The organism is Bacillus sp. SH5-2, from assembly GCF_008368905.1.
GTDB classification, from domain to species: domain Bacteria; phylum Bacillota; class Bacilli; order Bacillales; family Bacillaceae_G; genus Bacillus_A; species Bacillus_A luti.
The window spans coordinates 1-21,812 of sequence record NZ_QOSD01000013.1 but is presented as its reverse complement, the minus strand read 5'-3'; the positions used below and the strand labels follow the sequence as shown (position 1 = coordinate 21,812).

Sequence of the window (21,812 nt, the reverse complement as noted above, 5' to 3'; positions counted from 1 at the left end):
CTTAGAAACACCCAAGCTCTGCTTTATAAAATAACCACTCTTTTTTCACACAAGCACTTAACATATCAATTCCTGATCCGTGCGCCCTTACTACCGGAAAGAAATAATGCTCTAATTCTTCTTTCTTATCGCCGTATAAAGTCTGGTACGCATCAGGAATCGCCTCTTTTTTCGCATCCCGTTCTTTCGTCACTTCACCTGAGAAAGCAACACTTGGATGACCTTCAAAAAACAACGCAGTTCGCACTGCCATAGATGGTGTACTATGCAGAGCATAATATCCAATTACAATCATGCCGATCACACTGATAATTTTCTTCATATATTACCCCTTAAAAAAAGTGCTAACACAATTATACTAAAATGTGTTAGCACTTTCTCCACTTTATTCACCTTTAAATGTAGGTAAACGCTTTTCTAAAAACGCAGCAATTCCTTCTTTATGATCCGCTGTTTGTCTCATCGCATATTGGCCACGTTTTTCAAGCTGCAATGTTTGTTCTAAATTAGAGCGATTTACTTCACACAAAATCTGCTTCGTCTGAATCATCGCTTTAATCGGTTTTTGTGACCATTCACTAATTTTTTGCTTCACAGCAGTTTGGAAATCCTCGCCGATTACTTCATCAATTAAGCCGATATCAAGCGCTTCGCTCGCCGATAATTTCTTTCCTTCCCAAATAATTTGCTTCGTCATATTTTCCCCTACGCGCTTTTGCAAGAAGAAATGACCGCCACCATCTGGAATTAAAGCGATTCCAATAAAGTTCATCGCAATAATGGATGATATATCTGCCATCACATAATCAGCTGTTAACGCAATACTTAATCCAAGACCTGCAGTTGGTCCATGAATGGCACTAATAACAAGCTTCGGCATCGTATATAACGTAACAACGACTTCAGAAATAGTATTCATAATACCATCAAACTTACTTTCATCATTACTCGAAAGCATCGATTTAATATCCCCACCCGCAGAAAAACCACGGCCATTCCCGCATAGCACAACGATATGCGCAGAACTCTCCGCTACTTCTTTCAACTTTTGTAATAGCTCTTTTAATGTTGGCTCATCTAATGCATTTAGCACCTCTGGGCGATTGACCATAACCGTTGCAACGCGCCCTTCATACTTCACAACAACAGATTCTGTTTTACTTGTTACTTCCATTATATATACCCCTCTTTTCCACATAAAGATTATACTTATATAATTATAGAAAGGGAATGAAAAACCCTTCTTTTTTCTCAATTTTCTGTCTAATAATCTCAGAATTTGTATATACCCTCGTATAAAACATACAATTCCGTTGAAAAATATAGCAATTAAAGTCGGTTTATCCATACTTTTCATCTATTTACCATTACAATGAAATGGTGTATTCTTAAGTTTGATATAAAAAATCAAATATAGAAATTCATTTTCCTTCCTATTATATAGAAGTGCTGAAATAAAGGAATGAAGAAATGGAGGCACATATGGTTACTAAGTTAAAACAGATGGATAACTACTTCCCGCATTTCCTACTGCTATTCATTGTGTTTCAACCAATTTTAGATTTATTAACATCTTTTTCAATTTATGTATTACACATGAGCGCAACAGTCGGAATTGTAGTCCGTTTCGCCTTTATGCTTCTTGCATTAGGTTATCTACTTCTTCATCATAAACAACACGGTGCAAAAAAGTATATTCTCTACTTATGTCTCTTTGGCATCGTACTCGCAATCGGCCTTGTGAATAATTTAATGGTCAAATCTCCAGTTTCATTCGGAGAAGAAGTGAAATTTATTTTAAAGAGTGTATATCCAATTGTACTACTGTTTGGATATATTATCGCACTTAAAGAACTAAAAAATAACGACTATGCGTTTCATAAAATCATTACCTATTTCTTATATGCAACATTAATTTTGAGTATCTCACTCATTGCGGCGATGGTAACGGGTACAGATTTCCAAAGCTACCCTCACTCAAAGATCGGTTCAAGAGGTTGGTTCTTTGCTGGAAATGATTTAAGTTCTATTTTTGCAATTATGTTCCCAATCGTTGTCTTATACTCAGTTCATAAAACAACATCTTTCTCGAAATTCTATTACTGGATTCCAACTATACTCGCGATGTATGCAAGCATTATGGTTGGAACGAAAGTAGGATATGGTGCAATTCTTGTTACGCTTGGCGTGGCACTGTTATTCTCATTCATTCAATACATGATTCATCGCAAACAAGAAGGAAAAGGATTCACACATCTTGTAAACACAGTTATTGCTGCTGTCGTATTAGGAGGTTTACTTGCACTTACACCACAAACTCCTATCGCAAAAAATATGAGCATTCATTTACAAATGTATGAATATAAAAAATCAGTACAAGAAGAAAAAGAACGAAAAGAAGGAAAAGTAATTAAAGAAGAAGAACATAAGCAGGGTGAACTAACAGATTCTGAAGTAAAAAGTTTAATTTACAGTGATCGTGACAAGTATTTAAAAGTATACAAACAATATTATAAAGACGCACCACTATCTCAAAAACTATTTGGAATGGGATACGCTGGTAACTATACAACGAAGATAAAGTTAATCGAAATGGATTTCTACGACCTATTCTTCGCATTCGGAATTGTCGGGTTCCTTATGTACTTACTACCGATTCTTTATTTCGGTATAAAAATATTCATTCGTATAATCACAAACTTCAAGAAACTATTTAGCACGAAACACATGCTACTAGCTAGCACACTCGTCCTATCACTCGGCATCGCCTTTATGTCCGGACACGTATTAACAGCACCAGCCGTTAGCATTTTCTTTGCTGTTATACTTGCTTATATGATCTTCGATTTGGAAATTGAATAACAGTTGAAATACCATGCACTCATTTTGAGGGCATGGTATTTTTTATAACTTCTATATTTAATTCTGATTTCCCATCGCATTGCAGCAATCAAACATCATAAGTCTCCTGCTTGCAAACAACTGAATAATATAAAAAATCCCTTGCAGGAAATTTCCTACAAGGGATTTTCATCAATAATAGATATACTATCTATTATTATTTTTCAACTACAGCAGTTGATGCAGTTACTTCACCAAGTGCTAACTTGTTACCAGCAGCATCTGTAATGTTGATTTCTGCATTATTTGCACCTTTTGGTACTACACTAATTGTTGCAGCTTGAGCAACGTTTAATGCTTTTTCAGTTGTTAAGTAAACAACTTTTGCATTGTCAGCAGATTTTTTAATGTTAGTAACTTTTGCGTCGTTACCATTTACAACAACTTTTAAGTCATCGATAAATTTAGCTTCGTCTGCAATCGCTCCAAGGTTTTCATCAAATGTAACTTTGATTGTGTTTGAAACTTCAGCTTCGTTATTAGCTTTCACATAAACAGCGCTTGCTAATTTTGGAGCAGTGTTATCAGCGAAGTTGATTAACTTTTCAACTGGAGCTTTTGTTTGAGCGTTAGCTACTACTTTGCTTCCAGAAGAAGTTAATACGTTTGTGCTAATTGTAAATTTAGCATCTTGAGCTTTTGCGAAATAGTTTTTCGGTAAAGAAATCTTAACGATTTGTTTGCTACCAACGAATTCTACTGTTGTACCTGTTGGTAATGCTTTACCATCGATTTTGTAGTTTTCTACATCTTTCGCGTTACCGCTCATGTCTTGACCGTAATTTACAGTGATTACATCACCTGCGATTGAAATAATTTCAGCAGATTTTTCTACAACAGGTGTTACGATACCTGTTGAAGAAACAGTTGTATTGAATGCAACGTTGCTATTTGTGTTTACAGAGTAAGAAGCTAAGTTCTCATCTTTTGCAAACTTAACAGCACCAGCTTTTACTTCTACTGTGTAAGGCTCGTCTTTTGCTTCTGAAGCAAGTTTAATGTTTAACACATCGCCAACAGCTGTGATATCAGATGTTACAACTACGCCATCTTTGTCACGTACTACGATTTGGTCTTTATTATTCACAGCAATTTTACCATTAAATTTAACTAGTAAGTTATTGCCTTCAATTTTGTTTAAGCTATCAGTAGATACTTTTGGTGCAGCAGTATCAGCAGCTAAAGAAACGCTCATATCAACTGGTTTACCAAGTAAGTTTACTGTATCTTTGTAGTTTTTAATGTTAACACTTAAGTCAACGTTCTTTTCGCTACCTGCATATAATGGGTTAAGAGCACCCTTTGCATCTTCTTTAACAGAAACGATGTATGAAGTTGCATCTTGTGGATCAATTGTAAATTGTACTGCACCATTACCACCTTGAGTATTGTATGCTGCTGTTGGGAACGTGTAGTTACCTTTTTTCACAGTTAATTCAGGTTGTTGGCTTAATGGCTCAGAGAATGTAACTTTGAAAGTACGGCTGTTAAGAGCTTTAACTTCTTTCACTTCTGGTGCTGTTGTATCAGAAGCTACAGTGTATTTTGTTGTTAAGATTGAAGATTTATTAGGATTTACGCGTAACGTATCTTCAGCATCGTATACAACTACTTCATGATCGCCTTTTGCGAAGATTCCATTATTAGCAATTGCAGAAGTTGTTAAAGTGTATACACCTGGTGTTTTACTTGCAACTTTTGCACCTTCGATTTTAACGCCGTCAATTTTAATGTCAGCATTTTCTTTTACTGGTTTGTTGAATGTTAATTCAACTGATTTACCAACAACGCGTGCACCTAATAATTCTGGAGCTGTTGAGTCAGAGAATGTTTTTTCTGAATCAAGATATTTTTCTACAGGTTTTAAGTCAGCACCTAATACGCCTGTAGTTGAGTGTACTGCATATTTGTCAGAGTTAGCAAATGCTTTCTCAGCTTTTAATTTGAAAGTTACGCTCTTACCGTCTTCTGAAAGAACACCTTTCTCATTAGCTTCACCTTCAAAATCAGCAGATGTTAAATCAGCACCATTTTGTTTGAAAATGTAGTTAGATTCTTTAATCGCAGATTTTTCATTTACTGGGCTTGTGAATGTAACTTTAATTTCTTGAGCGTTAATCGCACTTACAGATTCAACTTTAGCATCAGTTTTTACTTCTGGATGATAGTTCATCGCATTGTAGATGAATTGAGCAGCTTGCTCACGAGTTACAACGCCGTTTGGATTGAATTTACCTTCACCTTCACCAGATACGATACCTAGGCTTGCAAGAGTTTCAATTGAAGATTTTGCAGTTGCCCAAGATAAACCTTCGATGTCATTGAAAGATTTTTTATTGTTTTCATCAGCTTTGAAGCCGTATGCGTTAACAAGAAGTTGTGCCATTTGTGCACGAGTTAACTTCTCGTCTGGACCGAATTTATTGTCGCCTAAACCAGCCATGATTTTGTTAGCTTCAGCAGCTGCGATGTATTTAGCATACATGTTGCTTTCTGGTACATCTGTGAATGGAGTTTTTGTTGAACCAGCTTCAATGCCTTTCGCTTTTACCATGAAAGTAGCTACTTGAGCACGAGTTACATCGTCACCAAATCCGAATAGGCCATTACCAGTACCTACGATAATACCTTTTGCAGCCATAGAATTGATCGCATCTGCAGACCAATGTCCTTTAGGAACATCTTTAAATGCGCCCTCTTCTGCTGCTGTAGCAACTGGTGCTACTACTCCTGCTACCATTGCAGCTGTCATTGTACCAGCCATTAATTTGTTAAAAGACTTATTTTTTGCCATTGATTTATTTCCTCCTTGAGAAATATAATACTAGCTTTAGAAATATGTATTTGAAAAACTAGTGATTTACCTGATTCATATATTAAAATTACAAACTCTTTTTAAGAAAAGCAGAATTTATCAGCCATAATAAATTCTATCTTTTACCAAAAAGTTAAACCATGTATATAATACGTCATAATTCTTTTTTTTAAAAGATTTTATTATCGCATAATTCGACAATTTCTTAACATTTGTCGAATTATATCTTTATCAAATTTTCTAATATGTAAACGTATATACATCGTTTGTATTTAATATACAGATAGTATTATAGCATAAATCCTGAATGGATTGACAATTTATATTCTTTAAAATTATCGACACTCTTCGACATGTATGCGTTTTATTTCTGTTATTTTGTCGAATTATTTGTTATTATTTTGAATAAAATGGGATTGTTTTCATTTTAATGTAACTAAATACCATTATGTGCCGTCGTTTGTTTTTTTCGGCAAACAAAAAACTGATCACCTTTTTCATTTTTCGCAAAATGCATCTAGGTGATCAGTCTTTGTTTACTTTATTAGTGTTTTACGTACTCTACATTTTCTTTTGCAATATACGCTTCATTCACAGCAGGATCGTCGGAAATAACTTTAACCCATGCTTGTCCATTTATCGTTTCTTCGCCTGTTATCGTAACAACTTTATTTGGCGATAAGCTATACAGTTTAGCGCCTGACGTACGAGGATCTTTTTTCACTTCTACCTTGTTTGTTACACGTGCAAGTTTATATTTGTTGTACTCTTTCTTACCTAAGTACGAATCAAAACGGAACATATGCCCTGCTACTTTTTTACCCCAGTTTGCATCAGATGCATAGTTCATATTTATACCACCAGATTTATCACCTGTATACGCTGCTGTATAACGCCAATGTCCTGGATTTAAATACCATTCATTCATATATACTTTTGCAGCATCTTCAATACAATCCTCTTTGGAATTGAATGTTTTACCGTTACCAAATGGATTATTATCCGTTGCATTTAAACCAAATAAGTTATTTTTATCTCGTGCAAGATCGCTTGTTCCATATAAACTCTCATGAACTGCTAATGAATATAGGAATAATGCATTTACATTATACTTGCTTTCTACTTCTTTAAACTTCTTTCCTAAACCGATTAATGGAGAATCTGCTCTAACTGATTTTACATAACTGTCTAATTGTTCTGCCGTGTACTCTGTTTTAGAGCGTAATGATAAGTAATTAAAATATTGATAGAACGTTTCATTTCCAAATGTCTTTCCATCGATACTCTCCATTTGTTGCCCCGGCTTCATAAAAGCAGGTGCCGCGCCGTATCTATATCCTGTATAGCTCGGCTTCTTTTCAAACTCATAATACCTATGATATAAATATCCATCATTGGCAACATAATAAGATGATTTTTGCATTTCTTTTTCAGGAACTAAAGTGACTTCGTTTTTCTTTACATAACCTGTTAAATCAGAGAGTTGCACTTTCACGCGATCTTCTCCAACTTCTAACACTTTAAATTCTGTTCCATACTCAAGGTATGTATATACTGTTTTTAAATTTTCACCGTAAATATTAATTGTATTTCCATTAACTCTCTTCGCAGTTGCAAAGCCATCTTTAATCCATACATACTCATTTTCATATTTCACTGCATTGATGCCTTTATTTTGCGCAGCTGTAACAGCTTCTTTATATGTAGTGTAACGCTCTACTACTTTCCCTGCATCATTTAACAACACATAATTCTTTGTTTCTACAGGCGTTTCTCCACCACCAATTTTATCAAGCATTAAATTTAGCATCGCCGAAGCCATACCTCTTGTCGCTGATAAATGCGGTCTAAACGTATTATCTTCTGGATAACCTTTAATAATCCCGGTAGCTACCATAACTTGTACATGTTCTTTATAGTTAATACGATTCGTATCAGCAAATGTAAGCGGACTTACAGTTACTTTAACATTTTTATAGTCTAGCGCCTGTTTTACCATTACGGCCATTTCTTCACGTGTAATAACATCACCAGGTGCAAAGGTCTCAGGACTACGCCCCTTAATAATTCCCGCTCCGAATGCTCTACTTACACCGTCATATAAGCCGTAAGATTTTGGCACATCACCAAAATTCGAATCTGCTTGTGGAAGTTGCAGCGCTTTCGCTATTAATGTAGCAAACTCCGCTCTCGTTATCGCTTTATCCGGTAAATATACATTATCTCCATATCCAGACATAATCCCTTTATTAATAAGAGTACGCATATGCTGTTCAAATAGATGCCCTGTAATATCATCGCTCGCGGCATAACTTGAAATAGGGGTTAAAAGTAATGAGCCCGTTAATGCAACTGCCGTAATACCTTTTGAAAATTTCTTCACGGTTATCCTCCTCGTAATCTACGAATTTATTATTCCAACACCGATTATATACTAATTATATAAACATGATAAATAAAAATTAATATAAAGCCTTTTGAAAATACATATTTTTATTATATAAGAATAATATATAATTCTAATATTTCTCTTTCCTACCTCATTCCTTTCCAACCGTGAAATCCTTTATGATATAATGGCGTAGTTATTTCTGTTTATATAGAAATAACTACAAAGATATTACATACTACGGAGGATAACTATGCCTAGACTATATACATTTGCATTTAAATCACTGCAAATATTAACGGTATTATTTTTTGCAATGACTCTTATTTTCTCATTGCAATATTTAATAACTGAACCGAAGTACAACACCTTTTTACTTATAGTTGCACTCATGATTGTTCTAATCGGTATTGTATTCATTTCTATCATCGTGAACCGATTCTTTACTCAAACACAATTTATCATATTTCTTTGTTTACTAGCATTCGTACTGCGCCTTGCATGGGTATTAACAATCCATACAAATATCGTACAGGATTTCGCACAAATGTATAACGGAGCAGTTGATGCGGCAAATAACAATTTCTCATTCGCAAACGAAACATACTTTACTACTTGGGTATATCAGCTAGGCTTTACGATGTATCAAGCTGGTGTTTTGAAATTATTTGGAGAAAGTGTATTGGCGATTAAATTACTAAACGTACTGTACTGTACTGGCATTACGTACTTTATATATCGCATAGCTTCGCATTTATTTAACGAATTTAGCGGTAGAGTTGCAGCACTTATTTTCGCAACATACATCCCTAACATTATGATGACTTCTGTTTTAACAAATCAGCACCTCGCAACATTTTTATTCTACGCTGGTTTTTATCTTCTCGTAAAAAAAGGAATCTCGCATTCGTATGCATGGATATTTGTTAGTATTCTTATTGCATTTGGCGATATTATGAGACCAATTGGTATTGTTATTTTACTAGCGCTCATTCTTTTCTTACTGATCACTCACGTAATAGGTGATCAAAAAATTAATAAAAAAATGGTCGTTTCAAAGTTAATTGGTATGCTTGGCGTGTATTATATCGTGCACTTTATCTTTAGCTATACATTAATTACCACAGGGGTTACACAATATCCATTATCTAGCCGAGACCCTTACTGGAAATTTGTAGTCGGATTAAATCCTGAGACAACAGGTGGATTTTCTTTCCCTGACCATAAACTTGTTTTTCAATATCCGATTGGCGAGGAACGTTTTGAAATTGAAAAACAACTCATTACAGAAAGAATTGCCGATAAAGGACAGCTATTATTGTTATTCAAGAATAAATTTAAAGTTATGTGGGGAGATTATGACGCATCCATTTATTGGGGGCTAGAAGGGTATATAAAACCTGAATTATCACGATTACTATGGACGTTAGAAAAATTATGTTACGTAAGCATCTGCCTATTCGCTTGCATCGCTTCCATCAAAACGATAAAAGAACAAAAAAATAAAACGTTACTATTCTTCTCTCTATTAATTTTAGGTTACGCAGGAGTCCATATATTCATTGAGGTACAATCGCGTTATCGCTACTTTATAATACCGACGTTTATGATTATGCAAGGTTACGGCGTCTATCTCATTACGCAATATATGAAAAAAAGATTCCGAGCGTAAAGAGGTACATTAAAAAAACACTCTACTTTTTCTGTAGAGTGTTTTTTTCTATATGATAAATAATTTTCTTGGCTGCTTGTTCACCTTGCAGTTGAAGCTCATCTACTCTTCTTTGCAGGGATTGCTGTATATCTTCATGCTGCATCACTTGCTTTTTCGCAATTTTATATAAATCTTCAGCACTCCAGTCTCCATCCACACTTCCTATAACAGGTTGATTCACTTGTCTTAAAAATGAATCAATTTTTGGATCGTATGAAATTCCGACCATTGGTGTTTTCGCGACAGCCGAAAAAATAAGAGCGTGAAGACGCATACCAATTAAAAGTGAACACTCTGATAAAATAGATATTTTCTCATCAATATCCATTTTATATGGAAGCATATACGTTTCCTCTCCCATTAAGTCCACTACATCACGCGAAGCATTTTGATCAAATGGCCCATGCATCGGGACGAATAAAATTTGGTATCCTTCTTGCTTCAATTTTTTTAAAGCGATCGCTAACTTTTTTATGTAATCTTCTTTTGCATTCCAGTGACGCACACTAACTGCAATAATTTTCCCGTGCAAATCATGTTTTTGTAGCCAATCCGATTGTTTTTTTCGTTTCCATGTTAAAACCGGATCTGGAACAAGCTCAATATCACTTTTCATTCCAAGTTCTTTTAAATATAAAAATGAATCCTCATCTCGAACTGATATATATGCAGCTTTTGACAAATGCCATTTTACTAATAGTCGATTATGTCTTTTTGTAATCGGTCCTATTCCTTGCGAATAAATGTAATACGGTTTTTTTAGCATACGGGCAAACCCCATTATACCCGTATAGTATAAAATGCTTTTCACACTTGTTTTATCTTGGAGGAGACTCCCTCCACCACTAATAAGCCCGTCACTATTTTTTATTGCTTTATAAACCGATTTTATACTCCAACGATTTACCGCTTCTACTCCGTACATTTTCCTTGTATAGTCAGGGTCATTTGACAGCACAACGAGTTCAATATTCGGATTCTCTTTATGTAACGATTCAATAATCGATTGTAGAATAGCTTCGTCTCCAACGTTATAAAAACCATAATATCCTGATAAAACTAACCGCACTCTTAATCTCCTCCAACATTTGGTAACCAATTGTTTCATCTATCCTAACTGGTACCAACTCCTTACCTAAAAAACACGATACGTTAAAAAGTATCATCACAATAAGCCCGTCCGAATTCCAATTCTCAAATTCCGTAACTTTCTTTATCTATTTTTTCAAAAATGGTATTTGTTTTGTTGATATCCAGTTTAACTTCAAAGCACATACCCCGTACAAAATTGTTGCAATAACAAATGCTACACCACTATATACTAGCGCAATCATTCTTGAAGATGTAACGTCTATCACTGTAGTTAATTCATATAGTCCTAATCCTAAAATACAAGATACTCCTATTACAGTAAAAAATCTTCCTATGCGAATGGAATAGGAAAGATATTTTCGAATGTATAGATGATTTACGATGCAGATTAACACATAAATAATCAGTGTACTATACGCAGCTCCATCTATACCGAACTTTCTCGTTAATACTATGTTTAATAAACCTTTCACAAAACTTGCGCCGATAACAATCCACGCCGCTTGTACAGAGCGGTTAATCCCTTGCAAAACTCCTATTGATAATACCATAACTGATGTGAAATACGAACTACCAATCATAACAGCTAACATACTACTTCCTTTCGCATCTGTAAACAATCCCACATTTAATGGAACTGTTAATGCCATTAGCCATATCGTTAACGGGGCTGTTAGCACATGCATAAGTGAGTTCGTATTTTGAACTGTCGTTTTGGCTAAATTCATATCTCTTTTCGTTAGCGCAGATGTTAATAATGGTATTAACGGAAATACAATTGCACTTGCGAAAACAACGATTAATTGTGTAAATGCAGAACCTCGGCTATATATACCAAATTGCGCTTGAATTTCTGCAGATGACCCTTGCAGTACATGTGGCACTGTAAGCGAATCTACTAAATTTAAAAGCGGCATGGATAAAGCTCCAATAGCAATTGGAATAGATACTTGCAATATTTTCTTTCCGTCTTCTTTCAAATTTCGCAGTGCATATAAGCTTTCCTTATATCGGTACGAACTTTTATTGTACGTCATACGTAAGTATATAAGGGAACTTATTACCCCGAGAAAAGATCCAACCATTGCCCCACTAGTAATGACAGCACTACTTTTATTCCAATATACTAATATATAAGCGATGATTAACATAAAGAATACTCGTACAAATTGCTCAATGACTTGTGATATCCCCGTCGGTTTCATATCACCAAACCCTTGGAAATAACCACGATAAACTGCCATATATGGTGCAACGAGTAACGCCGATGACGTAACGAGTAATGGCACCCTCGTTTCTTGTCCACCAAGCATACTTGCAATTTCAGTAGAAAATAATACAATCACCAAACATCCAAATGCACCGAAAGCCATTCCTATAATCGATGCAGATTTAAATAATTTCGCAATTTCTTTTTTCTTATTTTTCCCGTTTAACTCTGCAATCAATTTTGAAATTGCTAGCGGAACACCCGCTACTGACAATGTAAGAGCAATCATATATACAGGAAACACGAGACGGAATATGCCAAGTACTTCATCTCCTGCAATATTTTGTAACGGAATTTGAAAAAAACTACCAAGCAATTTCGACAGAAAAGTTGTGATTGTTAAAATTGCCGCACCTTTTACAAACTTCTTATTCATGTTCCTTCTCTTTTCTTTTTTACATATATTCTCAAGCATATTATTACAAATTATAGAGACCGTATTTTATCTCATTAAATTATCATACCAAATTTCTTATATATTGAATACTTTCTTTTTTACAACAAAACGAAAGTATTCTTACTCAAAAAAACGATTTCACTCAATCCCCTACCACTTTCCATTTCTACTTTTTTCTAGTATAACTATGCTATAATGTATCTATTGTCAGTCAGAGGAGTGTTACAAGAATGCTGAATTCGGTCAAGAAATTATTGGGAGATTCACAAAAAAGAAAGATTAAAAATTATGAACAAATTGTGAATGACATTAATCAATTAGAATCTGTGATGGAAACATTATCAGATGATGAATTACGCCAAAAAACAATTGTTTTTCAAAACATGTTACAAAACGGAAAAACAGTTGATGATATAAAAGTAGAAGCATTTGCTGTCGTTCGAGAAGCTGCAAAACGAGTGCTTGGTCTTCGTCACTACGATGTACAGTTAATCGGTGGCCTTGTATTACTAGAAGGAAACATCGCTGAAATGCCTACAGGAGAAGGAAAAACACTTGTTTCTTCTTTACCTACATACGTACGTGCTCTTGAGAAAAAAGGAGTTCACGTTATTACAGTAAATGATTACTTAGCAAAGCGTGATAAAGAATTAATTGGACAAGTTCATGAATTCCTTGGATTAACAGTTGGATTAAATATGGCGCAAATGGAATCTATCGATAAAAAACGCGCTTATGAAGCTGATATTACATACGGAATTGGTACTGAGTTTGGTTTCGATTATCTTCGCGATAATATGGCAGCGTCTAAATCACACCAAGTGCAGCGCCCATATCACTTTGCAATTATTGATGAGATTGACAGCGTTTTAATTGATGAGGCTAAAACCCCACTTATCATCGCGGGGAAAAAAGCGAGCAGTTCCGATTTTCATCATTTATGCGCGAAGGTAATGAACACATTCCAAGACACTTTGCATTACACTTACGATGCGGAAACAAAAGCATGTAATTTTACAGAAGATGGCATTACAAAAATTGAAGATTTATTTGATATTGATAACTTATATGATTTAGAGCATCAAACTTTATATCATTATATGATTCAAGCATTACGTGCAAATGTCGCTTTCCAACGTGATGTAGACTATATTGTCGAGGATGAAAAAATCATGCTCGTTGATATTTTTACAGGACGTATTATGGATGGCCGCTCGTTAAGCGATGGATTACATCAGGCGCTTGAAGCGAAAGAAGGCTTACCGGTTACAGATGAGAATCAGACGCAAGCATCTATTACAATTCAAAACTTCTTCCGCATGTATCCGTCATTATCTGGTATGACTGGTACAGCAAAAACAGAAGAGAAAGAATTTAACCGTGTATATAATATGGAAGTTATTTCAATTCCAACAAATCGCCCTATCATTCGTGAAGATAAACAAGACGTCGTATATGTAACAGCTGATGCTAAATATAACGCTGTCTGTGCAGAAGTACTAAACATACATAAGAAAAAACGCCCTATTTTAATTGGTACGATGTCCATCCTTCAATCTGAAACAGTTGCACGTTATTTAGATGAAGCGAAACTACCTTATCAACTATTAAATGCAAAAAGCGCTGAGCAAGAAGCTGATTTAATTGCTTTAGCAGGGAAAAAAGGGCAAATCACAATTGCAACAAATATGGCAGGACGAGGAACGGATATTTTATTAGAAAAAGGTGTCCACGAACTTGGTGGCTTACATGTAATCGGAACAGAAAGACATGAATCTCGCCGCGTTGATAATCAGTTAAAAGGACGAGCTGGCCGACAAGGTGACCCTGGAAGTTCTCAATTCTTCCTTTCATTAGAAGATGAAATGATGCAACGCTACGCAGGTGAAGAAGTAGAAAAGTATACAAAATCACTTAAAGTTGATGAGAACGGTTTAATTCAAAACACTAAAATTTATGATTTAGTCAACCGTACACAATTAATTTGTGAGGGTAGTCATTTTTCAATGCGTGAATATAACTTGAAGTTAGATGATGTCATTAACGATCAACGAAATGTAGTCTACAAACTTCGTAATAACCTTTTAAATGAAGAAGTAGATATGATAGAGATTGTCATTCCAATGATTAAAAATACAATATCTACTATTGCTAAAGAACATTTATTAGAAGGTATGCTTCCTGAAGAATGGGATTTCACTAGACTAGTAGAAGCTTTAAAAGAAGTTTTATCTACCGAAGAAATTCCAGCATTATCTGCTAATAACGTCCATTCCGATGAGGACTTACAAGAGCTACTAAAAGATACTCTTACAAGTTATATAGAGCGTGTGCAAGATTTAGAAAAAAATACAGATGCACAACAAGTATTACGTCAAGTTAGCTTGCACTTCCTTGATTCTGGTTGGACAAACCATTTAAGTGCAATGCAGCATTTAAAAGAAGGTATTGGCTTAAGACAATACCAACAAGAGGATCCAGCGCGTCTTTATCAAAAAGAAGGTTTTGAAATCTTTTTACAAACATTCAGCCATTTTGAAAAAGAGGTTGCTTTATATTTAGCACGATATATAAACGTTCCACAAAACATATAACGAGGTGAATTACATGCTATCATTTTTAAAGAAGGCAAGAAAAAAAGGTAAAGACTCTGTAATTTCGAGTTCCCAATTATTAGGAGTCGAAAGCGACATCAACAATACAAAAAACGTGAAACCGAACTTATACTTTCATCCTTCTTGGAATGAGGTTTCACAAGAGCAAAAATACATTTATCAATTTTTACATAAATCTTTACCTACCTTACAGGAAAATCAAATTTCGCTAGCTGGAATTGAAAGTAAAAAGCATGAAAATGCGTATTACATTACTACATTTATTCGTAGCAGCGTAAAACATCCAATTCAATTTGAAACTTTTACTCTATCTTTATTAAATAACGATGGCGAAACATGTGCACGTCAAGCATTTGATTTGTCACTCTTAGAAGAGATTCCATCAAATGTAAATATGCCTTGGACTTTCGTCTTTGAAGAAAATTCAATAACCGAAGCAACACTCTCTACAGAAAACTGGCAACTCGTATTTGAATTAAAAGGCGAACATTCATTAGATTTAGATCCTATATGGCAAGAAAGACTATCTGAAAGTGCAATCATGAAATTGCAAGAAATTGTCGCTAACCTTACCCCACCTGCAGAAGGTGAGATTAACTTGCTAGGGCTAAACGCAGCTGTAGAAGAAAATGGAGATTTAAATGCAACTATTTTAATTCGTAATGGCTATAATCAAAATATAACACTTGAACAACTTCCATTGCATATCGCAGATTGTTCTGGCGCCGTCGTTGCTGAAGAAACATTTACATTAAAAGATTTTCGAATCAAGGCCAATTCAACTAAACCTTGGACCTTTACATTCCCTGCTGCTTCAGTTTCAAAGGAAACTATTGATTTATCTAAATGGAAAGCGTTTATCCCGCAACAATCGTAATGATGCGCTAACGAATGAATCAAAAACACGTCGTACTCTTTTATGAATACGACGTGTTTTTCTATGTAAATCCATTTATGTAATTCTACTACAAACACTCAATATGATACGCTGCTTCTAACTTACAAAAATCATCTATATTGTTTATTTTGTTATCTTTTAATATTTTTAATTGCTCTTCAGTCGGCTCTTCATTAATAAGCTCGTTAATTTTTTCATTCACTTTCACTGCTAACGCTTGATGGAAATCTGGATGTCCTTTCAACTCATCGTCTACTTTATTAATCCAAGTTGATTTTGTGTATAAATACTGTTTCCACTGTTCAACAAATTGTTGCATATCAAACTTTTCTTCATTCCATTCAATTTCCTTCATATACTGCTCAAAAGAAGCAACAATTGAACGTGTAATTCCGACTTTTACTCCGTGTGGTAACTGTTTGTACATCAAATATTCCCTCCAGCTTAAAGCGATTTCTTTTCAGTGAAAAGAAATCTTAAAATTCTTACACTTATTATAATACTATACTGCCAATCTAAAGTGTTACTATACTGCTAAGTTTAATAATTGTCAACAGACGTGTAACATCTAGATATTCGAATTCAATACATACATATACGAATAATCAGAAACCCTCACACTCTATCATGTGAGGGTCCTTCTCTCTATATTGTTTCAGCTTTCAAAAATTGCAATTGTTCCTTTTGCTCATCATTCGCCATCGCCACAATTGTTTTTTCAACATGTGGATGCACCTGTTCAAGTGTCACACTCATCCCCACTTTACGAGATTGCTCAATGAAATTTAATAATGCCATAACTCCTGATACATCTATATAATGTACACCTTTCATACGTAAAATAACTGGAGATTTCACATCTTGTAAAGTATAAAAAACTCGATCCACCGATAAGAAAGAAAGCGGTCCTTTAATTTTATACGTCACGTCCCCCTCATTTACAATAGAAGTTTTACGTTCTTTACATTTCACCATATATATAATGAAAGAAAGAATAATACCAAATGCAACAGCGATCATTAAATCAAACTTCACTGTAACGATCATCGTTACGAGCATAACAATAACATCACCTTTTGGCGCTACATGCATCTTTTTCATACTTTCCCAATCGAACATTCCAATACCAGTTAAAATTAAAATACCTGATAATACAGCAAGCGGAATGTATTGTACGACCGAACCAAGTCCCATAATGAAAATAAATAATATAACGCTATGCATACATGCTGAAAGCGCCGTTTTACCGCCACTTCTTATATTAACGATCGACCGAACCGTCGCACCTGCACCCGCTAATCCACCAAACAATCCACTCATCATATTACCGATACCTTGTCCAACGAGCTCTTTATTACTTTTATGACGTGTACCTGTCACATTATCCATTACGACCGATGTTAACAACGAGTCAATCGATCCTAATAAAGCAATACTAAGCGCTGGTAAAATAAGTGTTGCTATTCCTGTTCCGCTTAAAGATGGAATATGAAGCGTAGGCATCGCTTCTGGAATGGTTCCAATCTTTTCAATTACTTTATTTAATGAAAGATTTCCGATAATCGGTAACTTTATTGTAAGTCCTTCGAGTAGAGAAGAAAATAAAGGAAGCAAAGCTGTCACACCGACTAGTGCTACTAAACTAGACGGAATCGCCTTAATCCATTTGCCAGAAACAATCATTACAATAATCGTTAACACAACAAGTAGAAAACTATTTTGCACATGCTTCATTTCACCTAAAATAATAATTAATGCGATTCCGTTCATAAATCCTGAAACGACAGGATACGGAATGTACCGCACGTAAGATCCAAGCTTACATACACCGAATAAAATTTGAAACAGTCCCGCCATCATAAATGCTATAAAACTCGCCTCTAACCCGTGCGTCGCAATAACTCCTGTCGCAATAACCGTAATCGGTCCAGTTGGCCCCGTTACTTGTCCAGGTGTCCCGCCAAATAACGCTGCGAATAAACCTGCAAAAATCGCACCATACAATCCAACAAGCGCTCCCTCAGACGTTCCTGTCGCAGCAATACCAAATGCAATAGCAAGTGGCAACGCAACGATCGCAACAGTAAATCCTGCTAAACATTCCTTTGCTATTTTTTGAAACATATAATAACCACCTTCATATAAAGTCCATTTTCCATTGTACACCTAAAAAGATACATTCGTTAGTCCACTTTTTACAGTATCGTGACGTAAACGTATTCAATGAAAAGTTCCCCCCTTACCTTTGGAAACAATTGCAACTATGCTATAATGAACGAATTAAATCTTTTACTATATACTTGGAGGCACTATGCTAACTTTTGAAGAAAAATTATCAATTATTGAATCTTTCCCAGAACTAGAAAGAAAGAACGTATCATTAAAACGTGTAAACTTTCACTTTGAAGAAAGTCGTTTAGATAAAAAGAACGTTGTATATCACTTACACCCCAATGGAAACGGATTTGTATATGCAAGTGGCATTAAAGGTTACAAAACGGACGATAAAGGCATGGTTAACATCCGCGAGTTCTCAGCAGATGAATTACGCTCAGTAATCGAACAATCAATTGAATTACTTTCACAAGAAGAAGTAGTAGTACCTGCAGAACCTGCGAAAGAAGAAGAATGGCATAACGAAGATGGTCATATCCTGACTCTTATATCAGAAGATGACATGTGGAACGTGTACGCTGGCGTAAACTTAGACGGTACATTCAACTCTTATCCAGAAGCTGCGGAATACCTTGATGAAGAAGGATTTTCACGTAAATAATACGTTCCTTGCTACTAATGAGGTCGTCCCATTTTTTTGGGGACGGCCCTTTCTTATTAATAGACAGGCTATTAGTGTCGCATTTTATAGTTAATTCGATATAATTTCATGCAATATTGCTATTTCACCCAAAAGAACATAGCTCCATTTCAAATTTAGACTTTTGGAACAGTCCCACCCCTAAATTTATAACATCAATATTTCTTCTTCTCACAATCCCCTATAAAAATTTGAATTTGGCAACTATATGACTCCGTATTAAAAAAATCATTCACTAACTCCACTTCAATAAAACTCTCCACTTCTATATTGTTTTCTTTTACATATTTAATCATAGTATCTCTACGTTCCTCTTCATTCTCTTTACTATACGCTAACGTTACATATTGTCCGCCCGGCAATATTTTTATATTTTGCATCTCTTCCATATGTACATGATCTTTCACCTTATTAAAAACATACTTCGGTTCTACATCCCACTTTTCATTTACATTGTAGAGAATCCCCATCTCCATTGACATTTTCTCTTCATAATCTTGAACGATTTTCTCTAGATTTGAATAATACAGTAACTCCTGTAAACTCCCGACTTCTTTACAAGGCGCTACAATGACATAACGTTGTTCAAAAAACTCGACAGATACTTCATCATGCTTTAACATTTCCTGCGAACTCCCTACTTTCGCATGTAACCCATCAATCGTGTCCATTACCTCTTTCATTTTCTTTATATGCTCTTCTGCTTCTGCTCTCTTCACTTGTAAAAATCGCAACAATTTATCCGTATTACTTTCTTTAAAAATCTCTTGCAACTCTACTATGCTCGTGTTCAACTCTCTACAGCTTTTTATAATATCAATGTGAATAAATTGATCTATAGAATAATATCTATACCCCGTTGATTCATCAACATGCTTTGGAATAAGAATCCCCATCTTATGATAATATCTTAAAGCTTTTATCGTTATATCTTTTATTTTTGCAACTTCTCCAATAGAAAATAACTTTTTCATTTGCATCTCTTCCCTTATATTTTTTCGCATACAACCATTGACTCTCCCCTTAGAGGAGACCTTACTATTTATAATAAGTCATTTACATTAATAAAGGGAGTATACAATTATGAACACAGTAAAATATAGAAGTCTTGTTAAGGAAGACTATGAGCATATAAAACATTTAATTGGTGAAGCATTTGGATTTAATGAATTCATTACCGATAAAAATTTTTTAAATTCAATATTAAATTTCTACCTTCACAGTTGCATTTTAGGAAGTTCCTTTAGCAAAGTAGCTGAAAAAGAGAATAAAGTTATCGGTGTCATTTTAGGCGATTCCGAAAAAGACAAAAAACGTTTAAAAAGATTTCATAATAGTTTTAGCTTTGTCTTTAACACGCTAAAACTATTCATGACGAATAAAGAAAATAGAGAGCTTTTAAAAGCATTTATAAAAGTTCAAAAAACATATAAAGAACTCATTCAAGGAAAAGAAGATCAATTCCAAGGCTGTATACAATTATTCATCGTATCTGAGGAATGTAGAGGACTTGGAGTTGGGAAATCTTTACTCAATCAACTATTCCAATACATGAAAAAAGAAGACGTAACAGCTTTATATTTATATACAGATAATAAATGTAACTATCAATTTTACGACAAACAACACTTCCAACGTGTACAAGAAAAAGCAATTCATTTTGGACCAAAGGAAGATGATTTCAACATATTTTTATACCGCTATGATTTTAACTAATCATAACCTTCACACTTCATATAGCTCTTTACTAATTAGTAAAGAGCTATATGAAGTATAGTTATTCACACAATTACGATTGGATTGAGCTATTCAACATGAAAAGAAAGGAGCGTACAATATGGAATGGATTCAAGAATTATTTCAGCAATATGGGTATTATGTCGTACTCGTCGGATTGCTTTTAGAATATATCGCCCTTCCATTTCCGGGGGAGCCAACATTAGCCTATGCGGGATTTTTATCGAATCAAGGTGATTTAAGTTTACCCATTTTAATTATTTTATCTTTTATTGGGACTAGCGTAGGTATGACATTCCAATACTTTTTAGGAAATAAACTAGGCATGCCTTTCATTCAAAAATACGGAAAATATGTATTCTTAACACAACGTAAAATTGATGTAACGAAAATGTGGTTCGATAAATACGGATATTTTCTAATCTTTATCGCCTTTTTCATTCCAGGCGTACGCCACTTTACAGGTTACTTTGCAGGAATTATCAACCTACCATTTCGCCGCTTTGCGATGACAATTTATTCAGGCGCCCTATTTTGGGTATCATTCTTCTTAATTGGCGGTTACTGGTTAGGGGAAAACTTAGATTTTATATTCACAGTACTTAGCCAAAACCTTTGGAAAATCATCTTCGGTATTATTATCATTACGTTAATCACCCGATTTCGCAAAAAAATAAAGCATGTGTTTATCAAAAATTTAAATTAAAACAAAAAGTATGCCCCAGCTTAGTTGCATACACAAATAAAAAAGGTGGAGACTAATCGTCTCCACCTTTTTCTATATATCTTATTCTCTAACTAAAAAACACAACAACTTAACACTCTCAAACTCATTATTTTTTGGGGCGTCTAAATAACATCGCTCCCATAATCAGTGCAAACATACCTGCAAGAGTAGAAGCAGATTCAGTTGATGCTCCTCCTGTTTGAGGAAGTGATTTTGATTGCTTATTATTTTCCTTACTAGATGGTACCTCAGATTTATTTTGTGCGTCTTCTTTACCTTGCACATCTTGTTTGCTTTGTACTTCTACTTTACCTTGAGCCTCTGGTTTGTTTGAAACTTCCGGTTGCTCTTTTACTTCTAGTTTTTCAAGTACGTTCAGCTCTTCTGTTACCTTTGGCTCTTCTAGTCGTTCTCCTTGTAACTCTTCTGGCTTCTCTAGCTC

17 protein-coding genes are annotated in these 21,812 nt (G+C 34.8%); 7 read left to right on the top strand and 10 right to left on the bottom strand.

From position 1 onward, the window contains the following. Position 1: 1 nt before the first annotated feature. Together DN410_RS10220 and DN410_RS10215 are read right to left on the bottom strand one after the other, a co-directional pair. Positions 2-322, bottom strand: coding sequence for a hypothetical protein (locus tag DN410_RS10220; protein ID WP_149176409.1), 321 nt, complete (start codon positions 320-322; stop codon positions 2-4). A gap of 63 nt (positions 323-385) precedes the next feature. Continuing rightward, complete coding sequence (locus DN410_RS10215; protein ID WP_141524735.1) at positions 386-1,198, bottom strand: enoyl-CoA hydratase; 813 nt, start codon at positions 1,196-1,198, stop codon at positions 386-388. Between the two features lie 284 nt (positions 1,199-1,482). Between DN410_RS10215 and DN410_RS10210 the strand changes: the two genes are divergently transcribed. Beyond that, complete coding sequence (locus tag DN410_RS10210) at positions 1,483-2,862, top strand: O-antigen ligase family protein (protein ID WP_149176408.1); 1,380 nt, start codon at positions 1,483-1,485, stop codon at positions 2,860-2,862. Between the two features lie 196 nt (positions 2,863-3,058). On the opposite strand, the gene DN410_RS10205 is transcribed toward DN410_RS10210, so the two are convergent. Together DN410_RS10205 and DN410_RS10200 are read right to left on the bottom strand one after the other, a co-directional pair. Beyond that, a complete protein-coding gene (locus tag DN410_RS10205; protein WP_149176407.1) occupies positions 3,059-5,695 on the bottom strand; it encodes an S-layer homology domain-containing protein in 2,637 nt (878 codons plus the stop codon). 565 nt (positions 5,696-6,260) lie between these two features. Beyond that, positions 6,261-8,099 carry an S-layer homology domain-containing protein gene (locus tag DN410_RS10200; protein ID WP_149176406.1) on the bottom strand — a complete coding sequence of 613 codons (1,839 nt, stop codon included), beginning with the start codon at positions 8,097-8,099 and terminating at the stop codon, positions 6,261-6,263. A gap of 259 nt (positions 8,100-8,358) precedes the next feature. Between DN410_RS10200 and DN410_RS10195 the strand changes: the two genes are divergently transcribed. Continuing rightward, on the top strand, positions 8,359-9,777 hold the full coding sequence (locus DN410_RS10195; RefSeq protein ID WP_149176405.1) for a glycosyltransferase family 39 protein: 1,419 nt from the start codon (positions 8,359-8,361) through the stop codon (positions 9,775-9,777). 22 nt (positions 9,778-9,799) lie between these two features. Here the strand turns inward: DN410_RS10195 and csaB are convergent, their stop codons facing one another. Together csaB and DN410_RS10185 are read right to left on the bottom strand one after the other, a co-directional pair. After that, on the bottom strand, positions 9,800-10,888 hold the full coding sequence (gene csaB, locus DN410_RS10190) for a polysaccharide pyruvyl transferase CsaB (RefSeq protein ID WP_149176404.1): 1,089 nt from the start codon (positions 10,886-10,888) through the stop codon (positions 9,800-9,802). Between the two features lie 148 nt (positions 10,889-11,036). Next, a complete protein-coding gene (locus tag DN410_RS10185; protein WP_149176403.1) occupies positions 11,037-12,557 on the bottom strand; it encodes a putative polysaccharide biosynthesis protein in 1,521 nt (506 codons plus the stop codon). A gap of 251 nt (positions 12,558-12,808) precedes the next feature. On the opposite strand from DN410_RS10185, the gene secA2 reads away from it, so the two are divergent. Together secA2 and DN410_RS10175 are read left to right on the top strand one after the other, a co-directional pair. After that, the gene (gene secA2 / locus DN410_RS10180) at positions 12,809-15,172 is read left to right on the top strand and encodes an accessory Sec system translocase SecA2 (protein WP_149176402.1); all 2,364 of its coding nucleotides are present in this window, start codon (positions 12,809-12,811) and stop codon (positions 15,170-15,172) included. 13 nt (positions 15,173-15,185) lie between these two features. After that, the gene (locus DN410_RS10175) at positions 15,186-16,070 is read left to right on the top strand and encodes an accessory Sec system S-layer assembly protein (RefSeq protein WP_149176401.1); all 885 of its coding nucleotides are present in this window, start codon (positions 15,186-15,188) and stop codon (positions 16,068-16,070) included. Between the two features lie 88 nt (positions 16,071-16,158). Here the strand turns inward: DN410_RS10175 and DN410_RS10170 are convergent, their stop codons facing one another. Together DN410_RS10170 and DN410_RS10165 are read right to left on the bottom strand one after the other, a co-directional pair. Then, positions 16,159-16,518: a hypothetical protein gene (locus tag DN410_RS10170; RefSeq protein ID WP_071710786.1), complete on the bottom strand. Its 360-nt coding sequence runs from the start codon at positions 16,516-16,518 to the stop codon at positions 16,159-16,161. Positions 16,519-16,736: 218 nt separating this feature from the next. Beyond that, positions 16,737-18,215, bottom strand: coding sequence for a SulP family inorganic anion transporter (locus DN410_RS10165; protein WP_149176400.1), 1,479 nt, complete (start codon positions 18,213-18,215; stop codon positions 16,737-16,739). A gap of 187 nt (positions 18,216-18,402) precedes the next feature. Here DN410_RS10165 and DN410_RS10160 point away from each other — a divergent pair, with 187 nt between their 5' ends. After that, positions 18,403-18,867 carry a hypothetical protein gene (locus DN410_RS10160; RefSeq protein WP_098759192.1) on the top strand — a complete coding sequence of 155 codons (465 nt, stop codon included), beginning with the start codon at positions 18,403-18,405 and terminating at the stop codon, positions 18,865-18,867. Between the two features lie 194 nt (positions 18,868-19,061). On the opposite strand, the gene DN410_RS10155 is transcribed toward DN410_RS10160, so the two are convergent. Further along, positions 19,062-19,910 (bottom strand): MerR family transcriptional regulator, encoded by an 849-nt coding sequence (locus DN410_RS10155; protein ID WP_149176399.1) that lies wholly within the window; start codon positions 19,908-19,910, stop codon positions 19,062-19,064. A 79-nt stretch (positions 19,911-19,989) separates the two neighbouring features. Here DN410_RS10155 and DN410_RS10150 point away from each other — a divergent pair, with 79 nt between their 5' ends. After that, a complete protein-coding gene (locus tag DN410_RS10150; RefSeq protein ID WP_149176398.1) occupies positions 19,990-20,622 on the top strand; it encodes a GNAT family N-acetyltransferase in 633 nt (210 codons plus the stop codon). 121 nt (positions 20,623-20,743) lie between these two features. Continuing rightward, positions 20,744-21,349 (top strand): DedA family protein, encoded by a 606-nt coding sequence (locus DN410_RS10145; protein WP_149176397.1) that lies wholly within the window; start codon positions 20,744-20,746, stop codon positions 21,347-21,349. 127 nt (positions 21,350-21,476) lie between these two features. Here the strand turns inward: DN410_RS10145 and DN410_RS10140 are convergent. Beyond that, positions 21,477-21,812 (bottom strand): LPXTG cell wall anchor domain-containing protein (locus DN410_RS10140; RefSeq protein ID WP_149176396.1); only part of this gene is annotated, 336 nt, incomplete at its 5' end.